The organism is Chitinimonas prasina (genome assembly GCF_030160395.1).
GTDB lineage: Bacteria > Pseudomonadota > Gammaproteobacteria > Burkholderiales > Chitinimonadaceae > Chitinimonas > Chitinimonas prasina.
On sequence record NZ_BSOG01000002.1, the window covers coordinates 77,674 to 101,658 of the forward strand.

The 23,985-nt window shown below is 61.2% G+C and carries 17 protein-coding genes; 12 read left to right on the top strand and 5 right to left on the bottom strand.

What is annotated here, in order from left to right:
* Genes QQK16_RS07670 through QQK16_RS07680 form a run of 3 tightly spaced genes read right to left on the bottom strand, consistent with a single transcriptional unit; the run spans position 1 to position 4,726 of the window.
* On the bottom strand, positions 1-1,176 hold the full coding sequence (locus QQK16_RS07670; RefSeq protein ID WP_284195861.1) for a response regulator: 1,176 nt from the start codon (positions 1,174-1,176) through the stop codon (positions 1-3).
* A complete protein-coding gene (locus tag QQK16_RS07675; RefSeq protein ID WP_284195862.1) occupies positions 1,173-4,202 on the bottom strand; it encodes a hybrid sensor histidine kinase/response regulator in 3,030 nt (1,009 codons plus the stop codon). The genes QQK16_RS07670 and QQK16_RS07675 overlap by 4 nt, the downstream gene beginning before the upstream one ends.
* A 14-nt stretch (positions 4,203-4,216) precedes the next feature.
* Positions 4,217-4,726 carry a molybdopterin-dependent oxidoreductase gene (locus tag QQK16_RS07680; protein WP_308446999.1) on the bottom strand — a complete coding sequence of 170 codons (510 nt, stop codon included), beginning with the start codon at positions 4,724-4,726 and terminating at the stop codon, positions 4,217-4,219.
* Between the two features lie 315 nt (positions 4,727-5,041).
* On the opposite strand from QQK16_RS07680, the gene QQK16_RS07685 reads away from it, so the two are divergent.
* The 10 genes from QQK16_RS07685 to msrA all read left to right on the top strand — a co-directional run bounded on the left by QQK16_RS07685 (position 5,042) and on the right by msrA (position 17,160).
* Entirely contained in the window at positions 5,042-5,881 is an 840-nt protein-coding gene (locus QQK16_RS07685; protein ID WP_284195863.1) for a tryptophan 2,3-dioxygenase, read from the top strand.
* A gap of 341 nt (positions 5,882-6,222) precedes the next feature.
* A complete protein-coding gene (locus QQK16_RS07690; RefSeq protein ID WP_284195864.1) occupies positions 6,223-7,404 on the top strand; it encodes an HD-GYP domain-containing protein in 1,182 nt (393 codons plus the stop codon).
* 80 nt (positions 7,405-7,484) lie between these two features.
* Positions 7,485-8,600, top strand: coding sequence for a hypothetical protein (locus tag QQK16_RS07695; protein WP_284195865.1), 1,116 nt, complete (start codon positions 7,485-7,487; stop codon positions 8,598-8,600).
* A gap of 151 nt (positions 8,601-8,751) precedes the next feature.
* Positions 8,752-9,963, top strand: a complete 1,212-nt coding sequence (locus QQK16_RS07700) for an aminotransferase class V-fold PLP-dependent enzyme (RefSeq protein WP_284195866.1) — start codon at positions 8,752-8,754, stop codon at positions 9,961-9,963.
* Positions 9,964-10,102: 139 nt separating this feature from the next.
* Complete coding sequence (locus tag QQK16_RS07705; protein ID WP_284195867.1) at positions 10,103-11,422, top strand: MFS transporter; 1,320 nt, start codon at positions 10,103-10,105, stop codon at positions 11,420-11,422.
* 68 nt (positions 11,423-11,490) lie between these two features.
* Positions 11,491-12,774: an MFS transporter gene (locus tag QQK16_RS07710; RefSeq protein WP_284195868.1), complete on the top strand. Its 1,284-nt coding sequence runs from the start codon at positions 11,491-11,493 to the stop codon at positions 12,772-12,774.
* A gap of 76 nt (positions 12,775-12,850) precedes the next feature.
* A complete protein-coding gene (locus tag QQK16_RS07715) occupies positions 12,851-13,693 on the top strand; it encodes a DMT family transporter (protein WP_284195869.1) in 843 nt (280 codons plus the stop codon).
* Positions 13,694-13,775: 82 nt separating this feature from the next.
* Positions 13,776-15,236 carry a TldD/PmbA family protein gene (locus tag QQK16_RS07720; RefSeq protein ID WP_284195870.1) on the top strand — a complete coding sequence of 487 codons (1,461 nt, stop codon included), beginning with the start codon at positions 13,776-13,778 and terminating at the stop codon, positions 15,234-15,236.
* Positions 15,236-16,555 (top strand): TldD/PmbA family protein, encoded by a 1,320-nt coding sequence (locus tag QQK16_RS07725; RefSeq protein ID WP_284195871.1) that lies wholly within the window; start codon positions 15,236-15,238, stop codon positions 16,553-16,555. Before QQK16_RS07720 ends, QQK16_RS07725 begins: the two co-directional genes overlap by 1 nt.
* Positions 16,556-16,626: 71 nt before the next feature.
* Positions 16,627-17,160: a peptide-methionine (S)-S-oxide reductase MsrA gene (msrA, locus tag QQK16_RS07730; protein ID WP_284195872.1), complete on the top strand. Its 534-nt coding sequence runs from the start codon at positions 16,627-16,629 to the stop codon at positions 17,158-17,160.
* Positions 17,161-17,303: 143 nt separating this feature from the next.
* Here the strand turns inward: msrA and QQK16_RS07735 are convergent, their stop codons facing one another.
* Together QQK16_RS07735 and QQK16_RS07740 are read right to left on the bottom strand one after the other, a co-directional pair.
* Positions 17,304-17,795 carry a hypothetical protein gene (locus QQK16_RS07735; RefSeq protein WP_284195873.1) on the bottom strand — a complete coding sequence of 164 codons (492 nt, stop codon included), beginning with the start codon at positions 17,793-17,795 and terminating at the stop codon, positions 17,304-17,306.
* A 211-nt stretch (positions 17,796-18,006) separates the two neighbouring features.
* Entirely contained in the window at positions 18,007-20,901 is a 2,895-nt protein-coding gene (locus tag QQK16_RS07740) for a VIT domain-containing protein (RefSeq protein ID WP_284195874.1), read from the bottom strand.
* A 322-nt stretch (positions 20,902-21,223) separates the two neighbouring features.
* On the opposite strand from QQK16_RS07740, the gene QQK16_RS07745 reads away from it, so the two are divergent.
* Both QQK16_RS07745 and QQK16_RS07750 read left to right on the top strand, forming a co-directional pair.
* A complete protein-coding gene (locus tag QQK16_RS07745; RefSeq protein WP_284195875.1) occupies positions 21,224-22,192 on the top strand; it encodes a hypothetical protein in 969 nt (322 codons plus the stop codon).
* 136 nt (positions 22,193-22,328) lie between these two features.
* Positions 22,329-23,984, top strand: coding sequence for an AAA family ATPase (locus QQK16_RS07750; protein WP_284195876.1), 1,656 nt, complete (start codon positions 22,329-22,331; stop codon positions 23,982-23,984).
* Position 23,985 lies beyond the last annotated feature (1 nt).

Consider the following 23,985-nt stretch of genomic DNA (forward strand, 5'->3'; position numbering starts at 1 on the left):
TCAGCCTTTGATTTCGACATGGTCGGTGGGGTAGTCGCTGGCAAGTCGTTCAGTTTCTGCAATCAGCGCTTCCTCGCCATCGCTATAGCGTGCAGCAATCTGCCGAAAGGTCTCGTGTATGCTCAGAAAGGCGTCCACTACATCAGGATCAAAGTGACTGCCACGTCCTTCGCGAATGATGTCGCTGGCCTTGTCGTGGGAGAACGCGGGTTTGTAGACGCGCTTGGAAATCAGGGCGTCGTAGACATCGGCTACCGCCATCAAGCGGGCTGACATCGGTATGTCGTCACCCACCAAGCCTTGCGGATAGCCTGAACCATCCCATTTCTCCTGGTGTGCATAGGCAATCTCCTTGGCGTAGCGCAGGAAGGGAATGGTGCGCCCCAGCTCGGCTTCGGCCCGGGCAATGGCATCGCGCCCCAGGGTAGTGTGGGTTTTCATGATTTCGAACTCGTCGGGATCAAGCCGCCCGGGTTTGAGCAGGATGCGGTCAGGTATGCCGACCTTGCCGATATCGTGCAATGGGGCGGATTTGAACAAGGACTCTATGGCTGACTCGGTTAGCTCGCCGGCAAAGCGAGGGTGCGGCTGCAGGTGCAGCGCTAGGGCCTTGACGTAGAACTGGGTGCGGCGAATATGGTTGCCGGTCTCGTTGTCGCGGGTTTCTGCCAGCGAAGCCATGGCCCGGATGGTGACATCCTGTATCGCGATGACTTCCACAGTACGCTTGGCGACCTCGGCTTCGAGATAGGTGTTCTGGTCACGCAGGAAGTCGCGCGCCACCTTGAGTTGCAAGTGGTTATGCACCCGCGCCAGGACAATGGCTGGGTTGATGGGCTTGGTGATGTAGTCCACTGCGCCCAGGTCCAGGCCGATCTTTTCGTCTTCGCTGGCGCTCATGGCGGTCAGGAAGATCACCGGGATATCGCGGGTAGCACCGTCTGCTTGCAGGCGGCGCAAGACTTCGTAGCCGTCCATCTCCGGCATCATGATATCGAGCAGTATCAGATCCGGTTTGCCTTCACCCGCTGCAATCTGCAAGGCCCGTTCGCCGTTGGGTGCCAATTTGACCTTGTAGGCGGCCCGTAGCAACCCGCTCATCAGCGAGAGATTGTCTGGTGTGTCGTCCACCACCAGTACCGTATGTTTTTCCGTGAAATCCAATGGGTTGCTCATGCTTCGGTTTCCTCGCTCAATGCGGCCGTCTGCGCCTTGGCGGCGCGCAGGGCCGCCAGGGCATCGACCAGGATGTAGCTGCTGATGGCGCGTTCAATCGTGTTGTAGTGTGGTCCTAGGGCCGCCTTGAGCAGGCCGGCATGGTTTTCGAACAGTTCGATGGCATCGGAGTCGTCGTCAGCCAGCAACTGGTCCAGCTGCGTAATCAAGCGTCGGGCCTCGATCCAGTCCACATCGGCGGCCTCCATCGTCTCGACCTGCTTGGGCAGGGCTTGGGCGAGGGCGGCGATTAGTGCAAGGCAGTCAGCCTCAATTTTCGGCAGCATGGTTTCGATCTCGCCGGCGGATACACCTTCCATCAAGGCCTGTTCAACCTCCCCGGCCAGGGCAGACAGGGTCGGAGCGCCTATGGTGGCGGCTGTCCCTTTGAGGGTATGCATGATCCGGCGGGCGTCATCGCGCTGATCGGCTGCCAGGTACTCGCGCGTTTGCGCTACCGCTTGCTCTTGCCCACTGATGAATTTGCGTAGCATGCCCTCGTAGGCTGGGCGCTTGTTCAGCACCCGTTTCATGCCCGCCACGACATCCAACCCAGGAATACCCGCCAGGGGGTCGGGGCTGGTTGGCTCGGGCAATGGCGAACTCGCTGCAGACACCGGGGCGGGGATGGGCGCTGCCAGCGGGGCGGCGCGCGCCGGTATCCATTGCAGCAACATGTCAAACAGCTCATCCGGGTCGATGGGTTTGGCGATATGGCCATTCATGCCGGCTTCCAGGCAGCGATCTCTGTCACTGCTCATGGCATTGGCTGTCATGGCCAGTATGGGCAGCTTGTCCAGTTCGGGGCGCTCGCGCAGCAAGCGGGTGGCAGTCAGGCCATCCATGACAGGCATCTGCATGTCCATCAGTACGATGTCGTAGCTGGCCTTCTCCAGCATGTCGAGCGATACCTGGCCATTCTCAGCGACCTCGACCACCAGGCCTGCACCCTCAAGCAGATCGCGGCCCACCTGCTGATTCAGATCATTGTCATCGACCAGCAGTACCCGTGCTCCGCGTAGGGTGGAGAGGTCGGTATGGCCGACACTGGTGCTGCGGCGCGGTGCCTCATCTACCGCCTCGCCACCCAGGGCGCGCATGGCGGCATCGAAGAGCAGCGAAGGGTTGACTGGTTTGACCAGTAACAGGCGTATGCCAGCCCGTTCAGCTTCGTGGAAGACCTCTTCACGGCCATAGGCAGTCACCATGACGGGGTAGGGGGGCTGGGGTTGGAGTGCCAGGTGCTGATAGGTCTCCAAACCGTTCATGCCCGGCATCTTCCAATCCAGGAAGGCAATTTCATACGGCTGGCCTGCTGTCTGCGCTGCCTGGCTCATGCTCAGTGCCTGTGCGCCCGATTCTGCCTCGCCTACTTCAAACGTCATGCTACGCAGCATCTCTGCAATGATGTGGCGTGCCTGCGGGTTGTCGTCCACGACCAGTACATGGCGGCCACGCAAGTCGGGGGCAGGCAGCAAGGTCCGCACCTTGGCAACACCTACGCCCAGCCGCGCAGTAAACCAGAAGGTGCTGCCGCGCCCCAGTTCGCTCTCCACGCCGACCTGGCCGCCCATCAGCTCCGCCAGCTTGAGAGAGATAGCCAGACCCAAGCCGGTACCGCCGTACTTGCGGGTGGTGGAGCTGTCTGCCTGCTGGAAGGACTGGAACAGACGGGATTGCTGCTCGGGGCTAAGCCCGATGCCGGTATCCTGCACCTCGAAACGGGCCAGTACCGTGCCGTCTTCCAGGACCAATTTGCGCGCCCGCACCACGATTTCGCCGCTATCGGTGAACTTGACCGCATTGTTGGCGTAGTTGATCAGTATCTGCCCCAGCCGCAGGGGGTCACCCAGTAGGTCATTCGGTAGCGCCGGGTCGATATCGAAGATCAGTTCCAGCCCTTTGGCGGCGCATTTTTCGCCTATCAGGTTGGCTACGTTCTCCAGCACTTCGTGCAGTTCGAACTCAATGCTCTCGACATGCAGCTTGCCTGCCTCGATCTTGCTGAAATCGAGAATGTCATTGATCAGACCCAGCAGGTGCTGTCCTGAACGCTGGATTTTCTCCACGTAGTCCCGCTGCTTGCTGGTCAGCTCACTCCCCAACACAAGGTGACTCATGCCGATGACGGCGTTCATCGGGGTGCGGATCTCATGGCTCATATTGGCCAGGAAATCCGATTTCATCTGTGAAGCATCCTCGGCACGGGCACGGGCCGCTTCCAGTTCGACCTCATGCGCCTGTAGTGCTGCGTTCGCAAGTGCCAGTTCGCCGGTGCGCTGGGCTACCCTGACCTCCAGCACCTCTTCATTGCGCTTGAGGGTTTCGACCAGCTCTGCCTGGGCTGCCAGGGCAATTGCCTTGGCTTTTTCGCGCTTGCGGAACTGCTGGGCCATGGCGATGGCCAGCAAAAAGGTCAGCACGCACTGAAAAGCGGTCAGGGCCGTGGTTTGTATGGCCTGGTTGCGGACTTCGTTGTTGCGTTCGTCTACTACCTGGGCCGATACGCGGGATGCGGTATAGGCCAGTTCCTGCACTGTCTCTCGCAGCGTACCCAACTTTTCGCGCAGGGCCTGCATACCAGATGCGTCTATGGGCAGGTCGGCGCTCATGCCCAGGTAGCGATCGCCAACTTCTACAAATGCGGCCAGTTCGGACACAGCCTTGCTGTATATGGGCTGGTCGGTCAGCAGTGTCCTGGCGGTGCCGGTTTCGATGGCGCCCAGGCGACTGACCAGAATGTCGTAGCGCAGCTGAAGATCCTCCACCGGCATGCCGGCAGGGTCGAACAGGCGCTGATGCAGCGCATGGTCAAAGCGCTGGTATTCCACATTGAGCTGAAGGAAGGCCCATAGTGCGTTGTCATCACCCCGCCGCATCACCTGGCCCATGTTCTGGAACTGATGGTACTGGATGACGCCGATGGCGATATAGACCAGCATCAGGCTGGCCACGATAAGGCGTAGCAGGTATTTGCCGCGGAACATGCTGGCGATGGCGGCTATTGCACCTGCAAGGCGTTGAGCTGCCAGGCAGAGCGGTTGTAGTAGATCTCGGCGCGCAGCTCGGTCTTGGTATCGAAGGGGTAAACGATGAACAAGGGGCCTTTTTCACGCACTGGCATGGGCTTGTCGTTCATCAATCGCGCCACGATCACATCATGCTGCTGGGCGTCTGCAAAGGGGATTTCGGTCTTGTAGTCGTTGAGTGCAACCGCCACGATCTTGCTGCCAGAGGCACCCGCTGCTGCCAGTACATCGCGCAGCAGGGGCCCGGTGAATTTGACCGGTTGTGGGTACCAGGGCGTCTTGGTGGTGAAGGTCTGTTGTGGCAGCTTGGCCAGCATGGCCATGTCAAACACCGCACGGGGGCCATCGTTGGGCTTGCCGACCTTACCGCTGATGGTGAGCGCCGTGCGCCCAACCGGTTTGTCCAGCGCCAGGCTGGGTTGCGTGCTTGCCAGCGCAGCGCCAAATAGCAGACTGCGGATCAACATGGAACGGTAAATCATGAGTACCTCCCCAATGGCAGAATGGCTTGTGGCACCGCCAGCAACCCCCTGGGCTTGCGTAGAAGCAAGGTGTTGGGGGTGTCGTTGACGGCTATTCTTCTATTGCCAAGCAGCACTATAGACAGCGCAATGCGCCTTTGCAGGCGGCTTGCGTCAGAACGCCCATCAGGCGAGGCGGGATGGCGCCTGACTGGGTAGCGTCTGGCATTTTGTCGGGCTGGTATCCATGCCAGTTGTCGTTCATGTCGCAGCGCAGCTTGAGTGCAAGCCTGGTCCGGCGCATCATCGCGGCCTTTCAATCAGGGGCCTTACGCCATGCAAAACCAACGCGATCTGGAAGCCGGCATACAGACCGATTTCACCGACAGGCTCAGTTACGGCGGCTACCTGCGGTTGGACCAACTGCTGGCGGCACAACAGCCACTCTCCAACCCGCCCCACCATGACGAAATGCTGTTCATCGTGCAGCATCAGGTATCAGAGCTTTGGCTCAAGCAATTGATACATGAACTACGTGCGGCGGTAGACCATGTTGCGCGCGACGAGCTGGAACCCTGCTTCAAGATATTGTCGCGGGCCAAGCTGATACAGCAGCAGCTATTCAATATGTGGGCCGTGCTGGAAACCATGACACCATCGGAATACGCTGAATTCCGTCCGGTGCTGGGCCAGTCGTCGGGGTTTCAGTCGTATCAGTACCGTACCCTGGAGTTCTTGCTGGGCAACAAGCATGCAGGCCAGGCAGAGGTGTTCAAGTACGATCCGGCGCTCTATGCCCAGATTCAGCACGACCTGCATGCGCCGAGCCTGTGGGATGCTTTCCTGCAGCATCTGGCCAGGCAAGGCTTTGCCGTCCCCGCCGACCGGCTGGCGCGTGACTTCAGTCAGCCTTATGTGGCAAGCGATGGGGTGGTGGCCGTGATGAAGACCATCTATCAGAAGCCACACGATCACTGGGCTGCCTATGAGATGGCAGAGAAGCTGGTGGATGTGGAGGAAGCCTTTCAGCTGTGGCGATTCCGCCATATGAAAACGGTGGAGCGCATCATCGGCTTCAAGCAAGGTACCGGTGGTTCAAGTGGCGTCGCTTTCCTCAAGCGGGCGCTGGAGCTGACCTTCTTCCCGGAACTGTTCCAGGTACGTTCGGTGCTTTAGCCGTCTCGTTGTAACTGCTGGCTGCGCATTGAGCAGGGGCATGCTGCGGCCCTTTGCTCGGCGCAGTCGTCGGGAACCTTGCTGCCATTGCCATGGTCTGCAAGAAAAATGAAGCCCGGGGTATCTGTTGTATTTGCAATACCGCTTATATTCACAGGGACAACCGTTCGTAAGAAAATTAGCATGTTATGACCATGTTCTATAGCGAACGAGCTAGCATCAAACAGCGGCCTCATACCGGCGTACGGTAGAGTACATAGCGCTACCCGTACAAAATAATAAATCGGCCGCGGGTGAGGGTAGTGACGCGCTTGGCGCACAGCCCCTGCTGGAGAGAGGAAATGATCCAGCGCCGTATCCGACATGGCGATATCAGCGTAGGACAGCCGCTGCAATGGAATGTCTACAACGACAAAGGCATCCTGTTGCTTGCCGAAGGCGGGCATATACAGACTCAGGCGCAACTGGATCGGCTGCTTGAACTCGGCATTTACATCGAATCCACCCAGACTTGGCACCAGCCACCGGAGTCCGCCATGCAGCAGGTGCTGCATGCCTACTACCTGCTAGCCGTGCTGCTGAGGCAACCCCAACCACCAGCCGATTTTGCCGAACAGGTACTTAATATTGCCCGCCAGATAGATAGCGCCTGGGAGCAGGGGGCCGGTGTTGTCATGGCAACGGTGGTACTGCGCCATGGTGGTCGCTACGCGGTACGGCATGCCGTCAATACCGCCTGCGTGGCGGCCGGCGTATTGCGTGCCATGGGCCCACAGGCGCCGGAGCGCCTGCCAGTGCTGGCGGCGGCACTGACCATGAACATCGGCATGCTGGATTTGCAGGACATGCTGGCGAGGCAAACCGAGGCATTGACGCCATCGCAGCAGGTGCGGGTGAGTTGCCACCCTCTGGCCGGTGCGGAGCGCTTGCGCAATGCGGGTGTGGACGACGAAGTCTGGTTGCGCGCGGTGGCCGAGCATCACGAAGCCATAGATGGCAGCGGCTACCCACACCATCTGCAGGGCAAGCAGATATCGCCGGCTGCACAGATAGTCGGGTTGGCGGATCTTTTCTGTGCCCGGGTAAGCGAGCGCGGCTATCGCCGTGCCGATAGCACCAAGATTGTCTTGCGGGATGTCCTGATAGAGCGAGGGCGGCACTTTGATGTGACCCTGGCGGCCTACTTCATCAAGGCATTGGGGGTATACCCCATCGGTACCCTGGTCAGGCTGGCCAATGGCGAGATAGGCGTGGTCAGCGGTCGTACCGAGCGGGTAGATGCACCCTGGGTGCATGCCTTGCTGGCCGTCGATGGCTCCGCACACTCGCCGCCACTGCGGCGAGATACTCATCAGCCCGGCTTGGCCATACAGGATGCATTGAGCAGCATGGATGTGGATATCGCGATCGACATGGAAGCTATCTGGGGTAGTGAAGCCAGGGACTTCCGTCTGGCTTCGCAGTCACTGGGCAGGCCGGAGGCGACCAATAGCTCCATTGATTACTCGAACTACTCGATTTGAACGAGGCATCACCAAAAGATAGCCGCAAAGGCCGTGTGCCTTGATCGTTAATCTGCGGCGACTAGAGCGGAGGATGGATCATGCGCAGGATACGCCCTGATGAACTGGATGCGAGCTTGCCCTTGGGTTGTGACGTATTGGATCACACCGGGCACCGTATCCTGGCGATGGGTAGCGTGCCGCAAGCACAGCCTGCCTGGGCTCGCTGGCTGGCCGCCGGACTGTATGTGGACGAACTCCTGCTGTGGCAGCAGCCACCCAGAACGGCAAGACAACTGATAAACCATGCGATCGCCACCTTGGCGCCGGTGCTGGCAAACCCTGCAGCCTGCCGTGATTTTTCGTCCGAGATACTAGCGGTTGCAGATATGGTACAAGAGGCTTGGCAGCGTGATCGCGATGTGACGACTGCCATGGTGATGTTGTGCCGTGATGGCCCGTATGCTGCCCGGCAGGCCATTTACACCGCTTGCGTGGTGCTACGGGTATGGCGTGGCATGGGTGGGTTGGAGGAAACTGAAGCGCCTTTGCTGGCGGCGGCTTTGAGCTTGCAACTCGACGTACAGGCGGCACCGCGCACGTTGTCATCTGTACTTGCCTTGCGTCAGCCTGATCTGGGTGATCTGCTGCCACGCCTGGGCGTGCATGATCAGCGCTGGCTGGAAAGCGCGCGCCAGGCCGATATTCTGCGTGAAGGAGGTGATCCGGCCCATCGTTTGCGTGAGCGTGGGGTATCGGACGCGGCGCAATTGATTGCACTGGCGGATCTGTTCTGTTTTCACGTGGATCATCCCGATACGCGGCAGGGCGGCCAATCCAGGGCAGTGCTGCGGGATCTGCTGATCAGCCATGGCGAGTACTACGATGTGCAGATTGCCTCCTACTTCATTCGCGCCATGGGCTTGTATCCCTTGGGTACGGTTGTGCAACTGGCGAGTGGCGAGATAGGGGTGGTATGCGACCAGGGCGAGCAATTGGATACGCCCTGGATATGCAGCCTGTTCACGCCGGTAGGTACACCCTTGCCTGAACCGGCCTTGCGCGATACTAGTATCGCCGGCAATGCGATACAGCAATCGCTCAGCGCCGCAGCCTTGCCCGGCGAGGTAAGCTTGGTAGGCATATGGGGGGAAGAGGCGCGCGACTACGGCATGCCCCACGCACTCCCCGTGCATAGTCTGCATCATTCCGTATAGCATGGTGGCTTTCACGTAGCCGCCAGCGCTGTCTTGTATTCGTGCCATCCCTAAGGTGGGATGACGAACAGTTGATCTTGCCTGGCGGCTGTTGCGATGCCGGCATGGCGTATCCCTGCTTTGCCGGTATTGGTTCTATATCGGAGCCCGAATGACTGCCACTCACACCCACATTACCCATGCTGTCGCCGCATTGGGCGATGGTCCATTGTCTGAACCGGCACTGGCCGCGCATATCCACCCCTTGTTCAAGCAGGTGCTGGCTCGAGACAGCCACGAGATCTACCTGGCCAATCACTCACTGGGCAGGCCACTGGATGCTACTGCGGCGGACATGGCCGAAGGCAGTGCTACCTGGTTTGAACAGCTGGATGATGCGTGGGGACCATGGTGGTCAGAGATGGAAGCCTGGCGGGCGGCGACGGCCAATTTGCTGGGTGTGGCGCGCGGCGATTGCATCGTCCCCAAGACCAGCGCAGGCCAGGGTTTGCGGGCTGTGCTCAATAGCTACGCTGGCACCCCGCGTGTACTCAGCACCGAGGCCGAATTCGATTCCATAGACCATATCCTGAAACAGTATGCCGCCCAGGGGCGTGCCGAACTGCACTGGGTGGTGCCTGATGCGCAAGGCTTGATACAGGTGGATGAGCTGATCGCCAGGCTCGATGGCATGGATCTGGTGGTGGTGTCGCAGGTGTTCTTTGCCAGTGGGCAGGTCTTGCAGGATATTCCACGCCTGATTGCTGCGGCCCATGCACGTGGCGTGCGGGTACTGCTTGATGTGTATCACGGCTATGGTGTGCTGCCGCTGGACCTGGCCTCGCTGGGCGTGGACTATGCGATCGCTGGCAGCTACAAGTATTTGCGTGGCGGGCCAGGCGTGTGCTGGCTGTATGTGTCGCCAACCATGCTGGATGCGGGCCACACCACACTGGATACCGGCTGGTTTGCCAAACGCCAGCCCTTTGCCTATCGGCGGCCCATGCCGCCAGAATTCGCTGCTGGTGGAGACGCCTGGCTGGAATCGACTTTCAATCCGCTAGGCTTTTATCAGGCCCGCGCAGGTCTGGCCTTGGTGACGGCAATGGGCGTGGCTAGGTTGAGGGCTTACTCCTTGCAGCAAAAGGGCTACCTTTCGGACCTGCTGAGCACCCATGGCATCCGCCATTTTGGTGTGGGGGAGGAGGCTGGCGCCTTCATTACGATTCCGCATGCAGACCCGATGGCCTTGGCGAGCCAGCTCAAGACTGCCGGTATCAACGGCGATGCCCGCGCTGCAGGCTTGCGCCTGTGCCCTGATCTGCTGAATACCGAGGCGCAGATGCGACAGGCGGTGGAAGTGCTGGCGGCGATGGTGGGCTAACGCCAACCTGGGCTGCCGTGTGCCGGTTCATGCTGGGCAGGTAGCTGTCGAGGATGTGAAGGGAGGGCGATTCGGTGTACAGTCGCCGACCCACATTTCGCATTGCCTGCCAGGGCGATGCCGCCTGGATTAAACCCCTATGCTGGATGGATTGCGGCAGCGCCTGGATGCGGTAGGCCTGCCTTTTAGAGCCTTGCTGCTCAGCGATGCACTGATGCTGCTGGCCATGATGGTGGCCCGTGTGGCGGTGCCCTGGTGGATAGTCCACGAGGGTGGCGCCGGCCATCTGGCTTTGTATGCGGTGGTGCAGGCGGTTGTCGCCTTTGTGTCCATGCCTTTGCTGTCGCCCTTGGGCGACCGCTACAGCAAGCGGCTGCTGATTACCCTGGGTTTGTTGATCTTCGCGGCCGAAGGTGCGGTCATGGCCACCCTGGCTACGCTGGGCATCTACCATCTCTGGCTGGTTATTGCGCTGGAAGCACTGCCGGTGATCGCCATGTCGCTGATACTGCCGGCATCGCTCAGTATCGCGGCTGATCTGGTCCCGGCCGAACGCTTTGCCGACGCCTTGGCATTGCAGAAAAGTGCCCAGGCCTTTGGCCGTTTGATCGGGCCGGTGCTGGGGGGCACCGCGCTGGCGGTGTCTGGCACGGCTGCTGCATTGTGGCTGCACTGGGTGATGGTGCTGGCTGCAGCCATGCTGGCTTGGCGTATCCCCAGCATTGCCAGACACCCTGGCGAAGGGGGCGCCAAGCGCTGGTGGCGGGACTTGCGGGCTGGCCTTCGCGCCACCTGGAGCATACCCATAGAGCGTGGGCGTATTGCGATTTCCTTTCTGGTCATGGTCTGCTTTACGCCTGCAGTGGGCATGCTGGTGCCCCTCAAGGTGCAGTCACTGGGCTTGTCGGGAGCCTGGTTGGGGGCCTGTGAGGCGGCTCTATCGCTAGGTATGCTGGCCGGGGCGCTGGGTATTGCTGCCCGGCTGGCCGACTACCTGGGGCGCTATCGAGCTGCCATAGGCGGCATCATGTTGGAGGGGCTGGCACTGGCTTTGGCCGGATTTACCAGCAACCCCTACCTGCTGGTGATCTGCTATGCCGTAACCGGTGTCGGGCTGGCCATGGTCATGCTGGTGGGCCAGACACATCGCATGCTGGCCATACCCGAGGATTTCCGTGCCCGCATCGTGGCCGTCAGCATGATGGTCATGCAGATCGCCGGCACCTTGGGGCCGGGCTTGGCCGGCATTGCGCTGACATCCATACCGGTACGCGAGGTCTATGTGGTGTTCGGCCTCGCTGAGTTTGTCTTCGCCTTTGGTTATTTCCTGGTACCGCGTTACCGCGAGTTCCTTGCGTTGGGCCATGATGAGGTACGTGGCTGGTATGGGCGGCAGTTCCCCGGTGCTTTCCGGCGGGCCGAATCCGACAGCGGATCACCCATGAGTGGCAAGTCCTAACACCCGAGTCTGCGCTTGTGCAAGCCCTGGGCCAGAGTGCGATGCTGGCGGGTATCAGGAGGGTGGGTATGCTGGCGGCAAACAGACAACGCATGGCGGCATTGGGGAAACCGTTCAGGCTACTGCTGGTGAGCGAGGTATTGACGGTGCTCTCCATGCTGGTGGGCCATATCGCCGTGATGTGGTGGGTGGCAGAGCAAGGCGGCGCCAAGGACCTGGCTATCTATGGGGTGATGATGTCGGTCACCATCTTCGTTGCCATGCCGCTGCTGTCGCCGTTGAGTGATCGTCATCCCAAGCGCACCCTGCTGGGAAGCGGATTGATCGTGCTGACGGTCGAGACCCTGCTGCTGTCGCTTCTGGCGCAGTTCTGGCCCTATCAGCTCTGGGTACTGATACCGCTGGAGATGGTTGCCGTGGTGGCCATCGCGGTCATGCAGCCCGCTGCGATGACCATCACCGCCGAGCTCGTAGGCAGTGAGCAGCTCGCCGATGCCCTCAGCCTGCAGAAGAGCGCCCAATCGCTGGGCCGCATGCTGGGGCCTGCACTATCAGGCCTGGTGCTGGCTTGGTCTGGTGTACAGGCGGCTTTGTGGCTGCATGTGGTGATGTTTGCCGTGGCCACCTGGGCGGCTTTCCGCATTCCGACCGGCAGCTACCAGGCGCAAATACGGCAGCGCCATTGGGGGCGGGAGCTGCTTGCCGGCCTACGAGCCAAGTGGGTGATACCGGTAGAATGTTATTGGACAGGGCTGGCTTTCCTGACCATGCTGTTCTTTGGCCCGGCCATAGGCATATTGATTCCTCTGCGGGTGCAGTCGTTGTCGCTTTCGCCAGCCTGGTTGGGCGCCTGCGAGGCGGCGCTTTCTGCAGGCATGCTGCTGGGGGCCCTAGTGGCCGCACGTTGGGCTACCCAACGCTTTGGCCGCTATCGGGCCGCTGTGGGCGCGTTGATGGGGGAGGGCATGGCCCTGGGCCTGGTGGGTGTACTGGATGTGCGCATAGCCTTGCCACTCTGCTTCTTTGCGACTGGCCTGTGCTTGTCGGTCGTGCAACTGGTGGGTCAGACCCACCGCCTGTTGGCGGTGCCCGAAGATTTTCGTGGGCGCTTCAGTTCCAGCAACCTGATGGTCATGCATCTGGCCGGCACCCTGGGCCCGGCCATGGCGGGTTTGCTGCTACTGCAACATGGGGTGGCAGAAATCTATCTGGCATTCGGTGCCGGCCTGCTGCTGCTGGCAGCCTGCTATCCCTTGCTGCCTGGCTATCGCGCCTTTCTGTCGCTGGATCATGATACGGCGCGCAACTGGTATGGCCGCCAATACCCACAAGCCTTCGAGGCCGGCAAATAGCCATGCGCGCTGCCTGGCCGAAGCCATTGCAGGATAGTGCAAGACCGGCAGCGCCAAGTCGGCAATCATGATGAGCATGCCTACCCTGTCTACTTCCACACTCTGCGCGCTTGCGGCCATCCTGCTCTGGGGTTCGCTTGCCTTGATCTCCGTTCGCCTCTCGAGCGTCCCGCCTTTTTTGCTGGTGGGGGTGGCGCTGTGCATAGGGGGCTTGTGCGGACTGCCGCGCTGGCGTGACTGGCGCATACCCGGCAAGACCCTGTTGCTTGGCTGCTATGGCCTGTTCGGTTACCACTTCTGCCTGTTTCTGGCGCTACGCTATGCCCCAGCACTGGAGGCCAATCTCATTAACTACCTGTGGCCCTTGCTGATCGTACTGCTCTCGCCGCTGATTTTGCCCAATATGCGGCTGACCGGTCGGCATGTGCTGGGTGGGCTGCTGGGCTTGTCGGGCTGTGTGCTGATCGTGCTTGGCAAAGGCGTGGTATCGCTTGGCAGCCAGCACTTACTTGGCTATGTGCTGGCGGCCATTGCAGCGGTAATGTGGGCAACCTACTCCTTGCTGACACAGCGCGTACCGCCATTTCCTACCGGAGCGGTGGGGGGCTTTTGCATGGCATCGGGCCTGCTGTCATTGCTGGCGCATGCTGCACTGGAGCCGGCTTACCGGATAGGGGCGGCAGAATGGGCCTGGCTGGGCCTGCTGGGCATGGGCCCCATGGGAGCGGCATTCTTTCTGTGGGATGCCGCCCTGAAGCGGGGCGATGCCCGCGCAATCGGTACACTCGCCTACTTGACGCCACTCTTGTCCACCGGTCTGCTGGCGGCATTCGGCGGCGGCCAATTTGGCTGGCAGGCCGCTGTGGCCCTGTGTCTGATACTCGCCGGTGCCTGGCTGGGGAATCGCACTGCGGCATGACTTGGGCGCCCGGTGCCCGGTATGATCTGCCCATTGTTCAACCGTGGGCACCACTCGTGTCCCGCCTACCGGAACCCTCCTTATGTTCGACACCATGGAACAGCGCTTCCGGGCGCTGAAAACGCGCGCTGATTTTTGCGCCCTGCGCTATGTGGAGGAAGACGGCGAGACGCTGGCCGTGCGCCAGGGCGTAGCCGAGCCGCTACGCCGCAGGCTTGATAGGGGCGCCATGATTACCGTGCTGCACAAGGGTGGTTATGGCTATGCCGCGACGGCCGATTGTTCCAGTGCCGGCTTGCAGGCTGCATTGGACAGGGCAACTGCCTGGGCGGAGGCTACTGCAGGCCATGCCGTGTACGACTACAGCCAGATACGTCTGCCCAAGCCCGAAGGGCGATACCTGGGGCCGGGTGCCGAACAGGCGCTGGACTGGAATCGCAAGGCCTTGCTGGATCTGCTCCTGGATGAATCTGCCGCTGCCAAGGCTGGCGACGAGCGTATTGTGGATTGGTCTGCCGAACTCTCCAGGCTGGCCGTACGGCAGCGCTATGTGACCATGGGGGGCGGTGCGGTGGAGCAGGCCTTCCAGATGCTGATACCTGGCCTCTCGGTCACTGCCTTTGCCGACGGTGAGTCGCAGACTCGTAGCCTGGGTGGTCAGTATGGCGGTATTTGCCGCCAGGGCGGCATGGAGATCGTGTCCGAGGCTGGCCTGCTGGGCGCTGGGCGCCGGGTGGCGGATGAGGCGCTGGAACTGCTGGCAGCACCTAACTGCCCCAGCGGCACCATGGATCTGCTGCTAATGCCCGAGCAGATGATGTTGCAAATACATGAGAGCATCGGCCATCCGCTGGAATTGGATCGCATACTGGGTGACGAGCGAAATTATGCCGGCACCAGCTTTGTGACCCTCGATATGTTCGGTCACTACCAGTACGGCTCCCCCTTGCTCAACGTTACCTACGACCCACGTCAGCGCAATGAGTTTGCCGCCTATGGCTGGGATGACGATGGCGCGGTGGCCGACAAGGTCTGGCTGATCGCCGATGGTGTGTTGCAGAAACCGCTGGGGGGCGAGATATCGCAAGCACGCGCCCGCGCTGCCGGTTTTGATATAGGCGGGGTGGCCAATAGCCGCGCCTGCAACTGGAACCGTCCGCCCATAGACCGTATGGCCAATCTCAATATCGAGCCGGGCGACAAGCGCATGGATGAACTGGTGGCGGGCATAGAGCGTGGCGTGCTGATGAACACCAATGTGAGTTGGTCCATCGACGACTCGCGCAACAAGTTCCAGTTCAGCTGCGAGTACGGCAGGCTGATAGAGAACGGTGAACTCAAGGGTGTGGTGAAGAACCCAGGCTATCGCGGGATATCGGCCACCTTCTGGCGATCGCTCAAGGCTGTGGGCAATGCCGCGACCTTCGATGTGATGGGCACACCTAATTGCGGCAAGGGCGAACCCAACCAGGCCGTGCGTGTAGGCCATGCCTCGCCCGCCTGTGTCTTTGCCGATGTGGATGTATTTGGAGGAGAAGCCTGATGCGGGCGCATTTTTCCCGGTTGGCAGAGCATCTGCGCAGCCAGTTGCAGGCCGGTGAGGCCTTTACCTTGTGGCTGTCGGCTGAACGTACCGATTTTGTTCGCTTCAACCACGGCAAGGTAAGGCAGGCCGGCCAGGTCGCGCAGTCCTACCTCGATATCAAGCTGGCACAGGGCGAGAAGCACGTCAGCCAGAATCTTTCGCTGGCCGGCAATGACGATGATCTGCCGCTGATCGACCGCATTCTGATAGAACTGCGCGCAGCCCTGCAGGATGTGGCAGACGACCCTTATATGCTGCTCAATGCGGCGCCACAGAGTAGTGAGCGACTGGATGCCACGGTACTGCCGCCTAGCGAAACCATGGTGGAGGACATACTGGCCGCTGCGGCCGGCGTGGATCTGGTCGGCATACTGGCCGCAGGCCCGGTGCAATATGGCTTTGCGAATAGCCAGGGCCAGCTCAATTGGCAGGAGACCGTCAGCTGGAACTTCGACTGGAGCCTGTACGCCCATGGCGACAAGGCGGTAAAGCGGGGCTCGGCTGGCAAGGCGTGGTCCAGTGAGCAGTTGCGGACTGAAATCGCCGAAGCGCGTGAGCAGCTGGCGCTGTTGAAGCGCCCGGTCAAGACCTTGGCCCCAGGCAGCTACCGCGCCTACTTTACCCCGGCGGCGCTGGCCGAGCTGCTGTCCATGCTGAACTGGGGTGGGTATTCCGAGAAGCAGCTACGCGCCAAGCGCAGCCCCTTGCTCAAGCTGGCCGATGGCGAACTCAGCTTCTCATCCATGCTGACGGTAACCGAAGACACCTTGCAAGGGTTGGCGCCAGCATTCCAGGCCGAAGGCTTTATCAAGCCCGACAGCGTGCCGTTGATCAGCGCCGGCAAGTACGCCGGCAGCCTGGTCAGCCCGCGCACCGCCAAAGAGTACGGCATCGCCGGCAACGGTGCAGGCACGTGGGAGAGCAGTGAATCGCTGGACGTGGCGGCCGGTAGCCTGCCCCATCAGGACGTGCTGAAGGCGCTGGGTACGGGGCTGTATGTCTCCAACCTGTGGTACCTGAACTTCTCGGATCGAATGGCTGGCCGTGTCACCGGCATGACACGTTTTGCCACCTTCTGGGTGGAGAACGGCGAAATCGTGGCGCCGCTCAATGTCATGCGCTTTGATGATTCGCTTTACCGCCTGCTGGGCAGCGAACTGGAAGCATTGACGGTAGAGCGTGAGCTACTGGCTGACCCCGGCAGCTATGGTGCGCGTTCCAGTGCCAGTGCCCGTTTGCCGGGTGCCTTGGTACGGGCGGTCAACCTGGTGCTGTGAGGCTCTGGTACTGTAAGGCCGATCAGCACAGCACGACCAAGTTGCCTCAAACCATTGCTCGGGAGCACGGCATGACACAGCAAATCGCCACTCTGGCCGGAGGGTGCTTCTGGTGCCTGGACGGGGTATACAGCCGCTTGCGTGGGGTATCGCGCGTGGTGTCGGGCTATATGGGCGGACATACCGATAATCCCAGCTACAAGCAGATCTGCAATGGCGACACCGGCCACGCCGAAGTGGTGCAAGTGCATTACGATCCATCGCTTATTCGCTATGCCGACCTGCTTGAGGTCTTCTTTGTTATCCACGATCCGACAACCTTGAACCGGCAGGGTAATGACGTGGGAACGCAGTATCGGTCGGCGATTTTTTACCATGATGCCGAGCAGGAGCAGCAAGCCCGGGCGGCCATTGCAGCCTTGGCACGCGATGGCGATCTGGCCGGGCCTATCGTTACAGAGCTGGTTCCTGTCACCACCCTGTGGCCGGCCGAGGCCTACCATCAAGGGTATTTTGACGCCAACCCCTATCAGCCCTACTGCATGGCGGTGGTGGCACCCAAGGTGCGCAAGGCGATGGAAAAATTCAAACCCCTTACGAAATGAGTAGGGTAAGGTGAATTTTCGGTGTGCCATGGCGTCACTGTATTTCGACCACGACAGGGGCGCAGATTGGCGGGTGCTGGCTAGCCCGCAGGCCGTGAGCTGCCGCTGTAGCTGAAACAAAGGGCGCGTCGGGCGCCCTTTGTTTATTGCTGGATGGGCGGTGGGGCGATCATGGGCCGGGTAGAGAGTGCAGAGTACATGCGGCCCAGGGCATAGGGGCGGGCCATGGCGTGGTTGCCGCTGAGTACTCGCAGCAGCAGGCCTTCCTTGGCGTCTTGGGCGACGACCACGGGCTGGCTGATGGTGCGGGTGTCCTTGGCCCAGACGACCGGGCCGGTGGTAAGGAGTACGCCATCGATATACAGGCCGAAACAGCGGTTGATCATTTCCTTGTCGGCCTTGCTGGCCTTGAAGCGCTTGGGGTCGATGACCATTTGTAGCGTTTCGGTTGACCAGGTTAGTACATCAGATTCGCCCAGCACCAGCTTGGGTGGCTTCTGGCCCATTAGCAGCGGATCTTGCTGGCAATTGAGGGCTTCCTTGGGCAGTGGGCTGCCGAAGCGCAGTTGCAGGCGATCGGCCTGGGCCTGGCTAGCCAGGACGAGCAGCAAGCAGAGTGGGGCAAGGTGTTTCATGTGGATGGGCTTGTCTGTATTGGTTGTGTTGTCTTGGGCATTACGCTCGAACAGGCTGCTTCAGCAGCCTTGTGCGATCGCAATGCGGTGTTGCATCTATCGGCTAGCACTTGGCGGCCACGTACTGGCTATGCTGACAGCGCCTTTATGAGACCAAGTGCCGCTGAATCCGGCTAGTTGCGACTCTACCCGGATTCAGCTTGATTGTGGCCTATTTGCCGGGTTTTGCGGCGACTTCGAATTCGCCCACAAACACAGTTTCGCTTTCTCCCTTGAGCCTTAGGGTAATCATCTGCTCTTTGGCGGTAGCCTTGCCAAAGCCCGTGGTGAGCTTGAGCTGCAGGGTGGTTTCGCCGCTCACTACCTGTTGCCGCTGGCCATAGAAATTGGCTTCAATCTTGTACTTGCCCGGCTTCGCTTGCTTAAGCGAGAACTCCTCTGGCCCATAGCCGCCGGTAAAGTCGCGTGACATGCGCCCGCCCTGGTAGGTCAATCGGTGGGCGTAATAGCATTTCTCGCCATTGGGGTCGGTGACCCACAGATCCATATCGCTGTTGTCCGCATCCCAGGTCAGCACAGCACGGATGTCGAGAGGCAGGTTGCGTAGCAGCCGGCCATCTATCTGGCGGGTGTCGAGCTTGGTGGGCGCATTGGCCGCGATGGCGTTGAGTTCGGCCAGGGCGATCAGTTCCACCTCGGCAAAACGATCGTCCCAGGGGCGGGTAATCACTTCATAGAGGGTATCGATGGCGTCCTGGTGGCGCTGCTGTGCGGCGTAGGCCAGCCCCAGGTCGCGGAAAGACTGCGGCTCCTCCTCGGCCATCTGGCGTACGCGCTCGAACACCGGTACGGCGAGCTCCGGCGCGCCGGCTTGCAGCAGGCGGTAGCCCAGTATGCGCAGCACTTGCCGGTTCTCCAGGTCCATTTCAGCGAGGTTGGAGAGGATGCGCAGCGCCAAGTCGCGCTGGCCTTTGTCCAGAAAGATATCGGCGGCATCCAGGTAGAAGGCGCTGCTATTGAGATAGCTGGGCTTTTCGTCCAGGTAGATCTGGTAACGCTGCTCGCTGGTGGCGGCGCGTAAGCGGCGGGCATAGGGGGCATTGGCCTGCCAGGGTTTGAGCGCAATGCTGATATCGGCCGGCGGCGCGCCGTTGTCATCGGCTACAGCGCTCACGGCTTTGTTGCGAGCTGCCATGGCGGGCGCGGGGGCGGGCATGGGGGCTGCGGCTGCCATGGGCGGCGCACCGGCCATCTCGGCGGCCATGCCGGCCGTGCCTATTTCTGCTTCTGCCTGGCGCTTTGCTGGCTTGGGCCGTGGTGGGTTGCCTTTGGGCCAGGCTTGCTCCCACCAACTGATTTTCTCCTGGAATTCCCGCACTACGTCTTCCAACTGCTTGGTGCGGGCTTGCGCGCGCATGCGCACCAGGCCTGCGCGGATTTTCTCGAAGCGGGGCAGGTAGTCGGCCGGCGGCGTGATGTCGTAGTGGGCATAGTCGTCCACGTTATCCAGCACAAGCAAGGAGGTTTCGCCGGTGACCAGGCTGAAGCGCTTGCCCAGGCGGGTGATTTCGCTCCGATTCAGTTGTGGCTCGGCACCCAATTGGGCAATGCGGTAACGCGCCCACAGACTGGCAGCGTGAGGGTGCTCGGGGGCATCGGTACGCAAGGCGATGCGTTGCTCGCTCGCCTGGCCGTTGAGCAGGAGCTTGATGCGCAAGGTGTCATTGGCGCTGCGCAGGCGGCCGGCGATGCGCAGCAGGCCATCCTCGGCATAGGGCGAGGCGGCCACCAATTGCTCGGCGCTGTCGGCGTCCAGGCCGACTATGCGGGCTTCGTCATTCAGCAGTTTTTTTGCGGCCAGCGGCACGTCCTGCGCGCTGCCAAGCTGGATGGCACGGCCGCCATACAGGCTGGCCAGGGCGCCAAGGCGGGTGCTGTCGCCGCCGTTGCTGCTGTCTATGGCATAGAGCCGCTGGTGGCTGGCCAGCTTGGGAAAGCTGCCGCTGCCATAGTTGGCCAGACCGTCGGAGAACAGCAGGTATTCGGCGGTGCCAGGGTGGGGCTGCCAGCCGTCCAGGGCGGTTGCGCCGTCATATTGGGTGGCCTGCAGCGCGCTGCGCAGGGCCTCCCAGTTGCCGTTGACGATGCGGAAATGCTGCGCAGCTTCGGCCCGGTCACGCAGGCGCACCAGGCGCACCTCGCCATTGCCCATGGCGGCAAAGTAGCGGTCCAGCAGGGCAAGTTCAGCCGCATGCTGCCGGCGGGTGCCAGAGCTGGAGCTATCCCATAGCAGGCCTATCTGCCGGGGTAGTGCGCGCGGTGTGACGGTATCGGCAACAGGCAGTTCGGCCACAAAGAAGTGTTCGCCATCGAACGGCTGGCGGTAGACGGTGGGTGCTGCAGCTGCCGGCCATTGCAGCTGCAACTGACCACGCGGGGTAAAGTGGTCACGGCTGAGTACGGCGCTATAGCCCTGCGCACTGGGCTTGAACTGCAATTGGGTCAGCGCGCCTTGCAGCTTGGGTACATGGCGGCTGGGAAGATCGACGGCAAGGCGGAAATCGGCTACCGCGTTGAAATGATCCAGCGGCAGGCGGTAGCTGTATTGCTGGCCGTCGCGGGGGATGGATTCGCTGATGCGTATCTGCACCCGCCGCTCGCCTTGGGCGGGGATGGGGTAGATGCGCAGGCGGAAGAAGTGCCCGGCGGTGGATTCCAGCAGGGCAGGATCAACCTGGCGGCGCTCTATGGACTCGAAGACCTCGCGCCCTTTGGCTTTTTCTACCGGTACGGCTGGCCGCATGGCGCCGTCTATGTCCAGTGCGAAGCCGGCGACTTGCTGGTGCGGTAGCAACGGGAACTGCAGATTGCCCTCCAACTGCCTGCCATTGGGGTTGTGGAAGGTCATATCCAGGGTGGTCTCGGCCTGGCTGCCGGCCACGCGGACGCGGACATCGAGTTGCTGTAGCTGTATGGGCACCTCATTACCACGGGTGCCGCTGATGATGGGCTGCGGCATGGGCAGATTGATCACCGGCGGCGAGGCGGCAAGCAGCAGGGTGGTGGCCAGACTGGCCAGGCAAGCGCGCCAGAGTGTGTGTGACATGTTGCTTCCTTAGGGTGAGCGGCATTGCTGGGTTAAACGGCGCTGCTGGGGTAAAGGGGTTAACCGATGGCGACGAAAAGTGGGGGCTACTTCCTTGCTTTGTAAGCAAGCCCGTGTTGGGAGGTAGGCAGCGGCGCCAAACGCGGGCGGCATACGGCTTGCTCAAGTTATGGCACAAATGGTCGATGGTAGATCTTGCAGCTATCTGAGGAAGGTAGACGCGCCACACTGTTGGGCTGGTGATGGTTGGGTTAACTTACTGTTTTGGCTTGATTATTGCTTAAGTGTTTGCGGGGGCGTGCAAGTTGACGCAGGAGGCAATATGGCGATCAAAGGTATGGAAGCGGGCGGTTTCAACTACGCCCAGTTGAACAAGGTTGTGGCCGATAGCAAGACGGCGGATACGGCCCATGAGGATTTTGCGGTCAAGCTGGCCAGCTTCAAGGCACAGGCCATGGGGGCGCTGCTGGGGTCGGTTGGCGGCAATGGTGAGCAGGGTGGGGGGCTGGATGGCGTATTCGGCACCCAGAGTAGCAATAGCACCGGCCTGGATGCCATTCTGTCGCCCAGCCACCTTACGGCGAAATCACAGGTAGGTAGCCTGAACCCGGCTGGGTACAACATGGCCCTGTTTGACCCGCAGGCTGGCTACAACATGATGAGCCTGATCAACAACCGCGAAGTGAGCTACAAGGCACAGTATGAGGGGCTAAGCCGTCTGCAGCCTGCCGTAACACGGATGCAGCAGCTGGGCACCAGCCTGGGTGGAATGACAGCCGAGATGGCGCCAGCTGACGTCAAGGCCCAAGTGCAGGGCTTTGTGGCACAGTACAACAGCTGGATCAGGGACTTTGAGGTAGACATGCAGCCCGGTGGTGCCTTGGCCGACAGCAGTGCGGCCAAGGTGACGCGGCATGAGCTGGAGCAGAACCTGACCAGCCCTTTCAATGGCGCGGTTCACGGTGTGCAGGGCATGCGCGCGCTAGGGGTGACCATAGACCCGGTCACGCATATGGCTAGCCTGGATGCTGCCACGCTGGATGCTGTGCTGGCTGAAAAGCCGCTAGGCGTGGTGGCGACGGTGCGTGAGTTTGCTGGCAACTTTGCCAAATCGGCCGAACTGCTCAACCAAGCGGATAACTTTATCCCACGGCAGTTGGACAACCTGGGTCGGGCCCTGGCCTATATCGGTACCAACAAGAGTGCGTGGCAAGCCGAGTTTGGTATGGGCGATGCTGCTCAACCGCTGACCAAGCAGGTGGCCCAGGCCTTGGCGGCGTATAAGGCATAGTGCAGCGGGCCCGGCTGCCGTGGCTGTTTTGCCAGCTACGGCAGTTATTGCCGCCTGTTTGCCACGGGTGGGTCGGCCGTGCTTGCATAAGACAGCGGCGCGGCGCTGATTCGGCGATAATGCGGGCCTTCTGTTGATGGCCCTGTCCCGCATGTACCTGCGTCACTTTGCCCTGAACGAGGCGCCGTTTTCCATCGCGCCGGATCCCCGTTACCTGTATATGAGCCAGCGCCACCAGGAAGCCTTGGCGCATCTGCTCTATGGCTTGAGCGGCGATGGCGGCTTTGTGGTGCTTAGCGGCGAGGTGGGGGCGGGCAAGACCACGGTATGCCGCTGCCTGCTGGAGCAGATACCGGCCAGCTGTGATATGGCCTATGTATTCAACCCCAAGCTCACTGCAGAAGAGCTGCTGGCTACGCTCTGCAGCGAGTTTGGCATTGTGCCGCCTGCGCCGGACCACAGCATCAAGGCCCTGGTCGATGCGCTCAACAGTTTTTTGCTGGCAGGTCACGCACAGGGTCGCCATGCGGTAGTGATCATCGACGAGGCGCAGAATCTCTCGGCCGAGGTGCTGGAACAGATGCGCCTGTTGACCAATTTGGAGACCAACGAGCGCAAGCTGTTGCAGATCATCCTGGTAGGACAGCCTGAGCTTGACGAAATGCTGGCGCGGCCCTCATTGCGCCAGTTGGCACAACGTGTGGTAGCCAGGTACCACCTGGCGGCGCTAAGCCGGGCCGAGGTTGCGGCCTATGTACGGCATCGTTTGCAGGTAGCGGGCTGCAATCGACCGTTGTTTGCGGATTCCCTGATGGCCACGCTATATCGCCTGAGTGGTGGCGTGCCGCGGCTGGTCAACCTGCTGTGTGACCGCGCACTGCTGGGTGCTTACACCGAGGGCAAGCAGACGGTTAGCCGACGCATTCTGGTACGCGCTGCCAGCGAGGTGTTGCCGCTGGCCCACAAGCGTGCCGGCCCGCGTTGGTGGCCTTGGGTGGGCGTGGCGACGCTAGGCCTGGCAGGCTTGGGCCTGAAACTGTTGTTTACAGCGCAGCAAGCCGCCTTGCCCGCACGGCCCGTGCCGGCGCCTGTACCTGTGGCCGCACCTGCGGCAGCACCGGTCAGCAAGAAGGCACCGTTGGTTGTTGCCACGCCGCCCGTTGCAAAGCCCAGTTCCCCAACTACCAGGGTACTGCCCGATTTAAGCTGGCCAGACGAGGCGGCGCGCCCGCAGGCGCTAGACACAGCCTTTGCCGGCCTCTACCAAGCCTGGGGTCTGGATTACGACCCGACCGAGCGCTGCCCCAAGGTGGCTGCATTGCGCTGCCGCAATGCGCGGGGTGGGCTGGAGGAGTTGCGCCAGTTTGATAGACCCGCCGTACTGTATCTGGTGGACGCGACCGAGCGGGAGGTGCCGGCCTTGCTGCAGAGCCTTGATGCACAATCGGTCGGTCTACTGATAGCAGGACAGCCGCAGCGCATCAGTCCTGCCGAGCTGGCGCGGTATTGGTCTGGCCGATATACCTTGCTGTGGCGTGCGCCAGATGCGCCACCGGGAGCCGTACGGTTGGGCGATGGTGGCACGCTGGTAGCCTGGCTGGCCAAGCAACTGGATGCCCTGGAGCATCGCTCGGGCACACCTCCTGTGTTTGACGAAGCCCTGCGCGCACGAGTAAAGCAGTTTCAGCTGGCGCAAGGCCTGGCACCGGATGGCCAGGTAGGTGCGCAGACGCTGGTCAGGCTCAGCCTGGTAGGCGATGTGGCGGCGCCCAGCCTGAGTGGGAGGAACTGAG

Excerpts from the sequence above, each read along its gene's own strand:
- QQK16_RS07685 (WP_284195863.1), top strand. The coding sequence starts at position 5,042 with ATGCAAAACCAACGCGATCTGGAAGCCGGCATACAGACCGATTTCACC.
- QQK16_RS07710 (WP_284195868.1), top strand. The coding sequence starts at position 11,491 with ATGCTGGCGGCAAACAGACAACGCATGGCGGCATTGGGGAAACCGTTC.
- QQK16_RS07750 (WP_284195876.1), top strand. The coding sequence starts at position 22,329 with ATGGCCCTGTCCCGCATGTACCTGCGTCACTTTGCCCTGAACGAGGCG.
- QQK16_RS07700 (WP_284195866.1), top strand. The coding sequence starts at position 8,752 with ATGACTGCCACTCACACCCACATTACCCATGCTGTCGCCGCATTGGGC.
- QQK16_RS07680 (WP_308446999.1), bottom strand. The coding sequence starts at position 4,726 with ATGATTTACCGTTCCATGTTGATCCGCAGTCTGCTATTTGGCGCTGCG.
- QQK16_RS07735 (WP_284195873.1), bottom strand. The coding sequence starts at position 17,795 with ATGAAACACCTTGCCCCACTCTGCTTGCTGCTCGTCCTGGCTAGCCAG.
- QQK16_RS07740 (WP_284195874.1), bottom strand. The coding sequence starts at position 20,901 with ATGTCACACACACTCTGGCGCGCTTGCCTGGCCAGTCTGGCCACCACC.
- QQK16_RS07720 (WP_284195870.1), top strand. The coding sequence starts at position 13,776 with ATGTTCGACACCATGGAACAGCGCTTCCGGGCGCTGAAAACGCGCGCT.
- QQK16_RS07695 (WP_284195865.1), top strand. The coding sequence starts at position 7,485 with ATGCGCAGGATACGCCCTGATGAACTGGATGCGAGCTTGCCCTTGGGT.
- QQK16_RS07745 (WP_284195875.1), top strand. The coding sequence starts at position 21,224 with ATGGCGATCAAAGGTATGGAAGCGGGCGGTTTCAACTACGCCCAGTTG.
- QQK16_RS07715 (WP_284195869.1), top strand. The coding sequence starts at position 12,851 with ATGCCTACCCTGTCTACTTCCACACTCTGCGCGCTTGCGGCCATCCTG.
- QQK16_RS07675 (WP_284195862.1), bottom strand. The coding sequence starts at position 4,202 with ATGTTCCGCGGCAAATACCTGCTACGCCTTATCGTGGCCAGCCTGATG.
- QQK16_RS07690 (WP_284195864.1), top strand. The coding sequence starts at position 6,223 with ATGATCCAGCGCCGTATCCGACATGGCGATATCAGCGTAGGACAGCCG.
- QQK16_RS07725 (WP_284195871.1), top strand. The coding sequence starts at position 15,236 with ATGCGGGCGCATTTTTCCCGGTTGGCAGAGCATCTGCGCAGCCAGTTG.
- QQK16_RS07670 (WP_284195861.1), bottom strand. The coding sequence starts at position 1,176 with ATGAGCAACCCATTGGATTTCACGGAAAAACATACGGTACTGGTGGTG.
- QQK16_RS07705 (WP_284195867.1), top strand. The coding sequence starts at position 10,103 with ATGCTGGATGGATTGCGGCAGCGCCTGGATGCGGTAGGCCTGCCTTTT.
- msrA (WP_284195872.1), top strand. The coding sequence starts at position 16,627 with ATGACACAGCAAATCGCCACTCTGGCCGGAGGGTGCTTCTGGTGCCTG.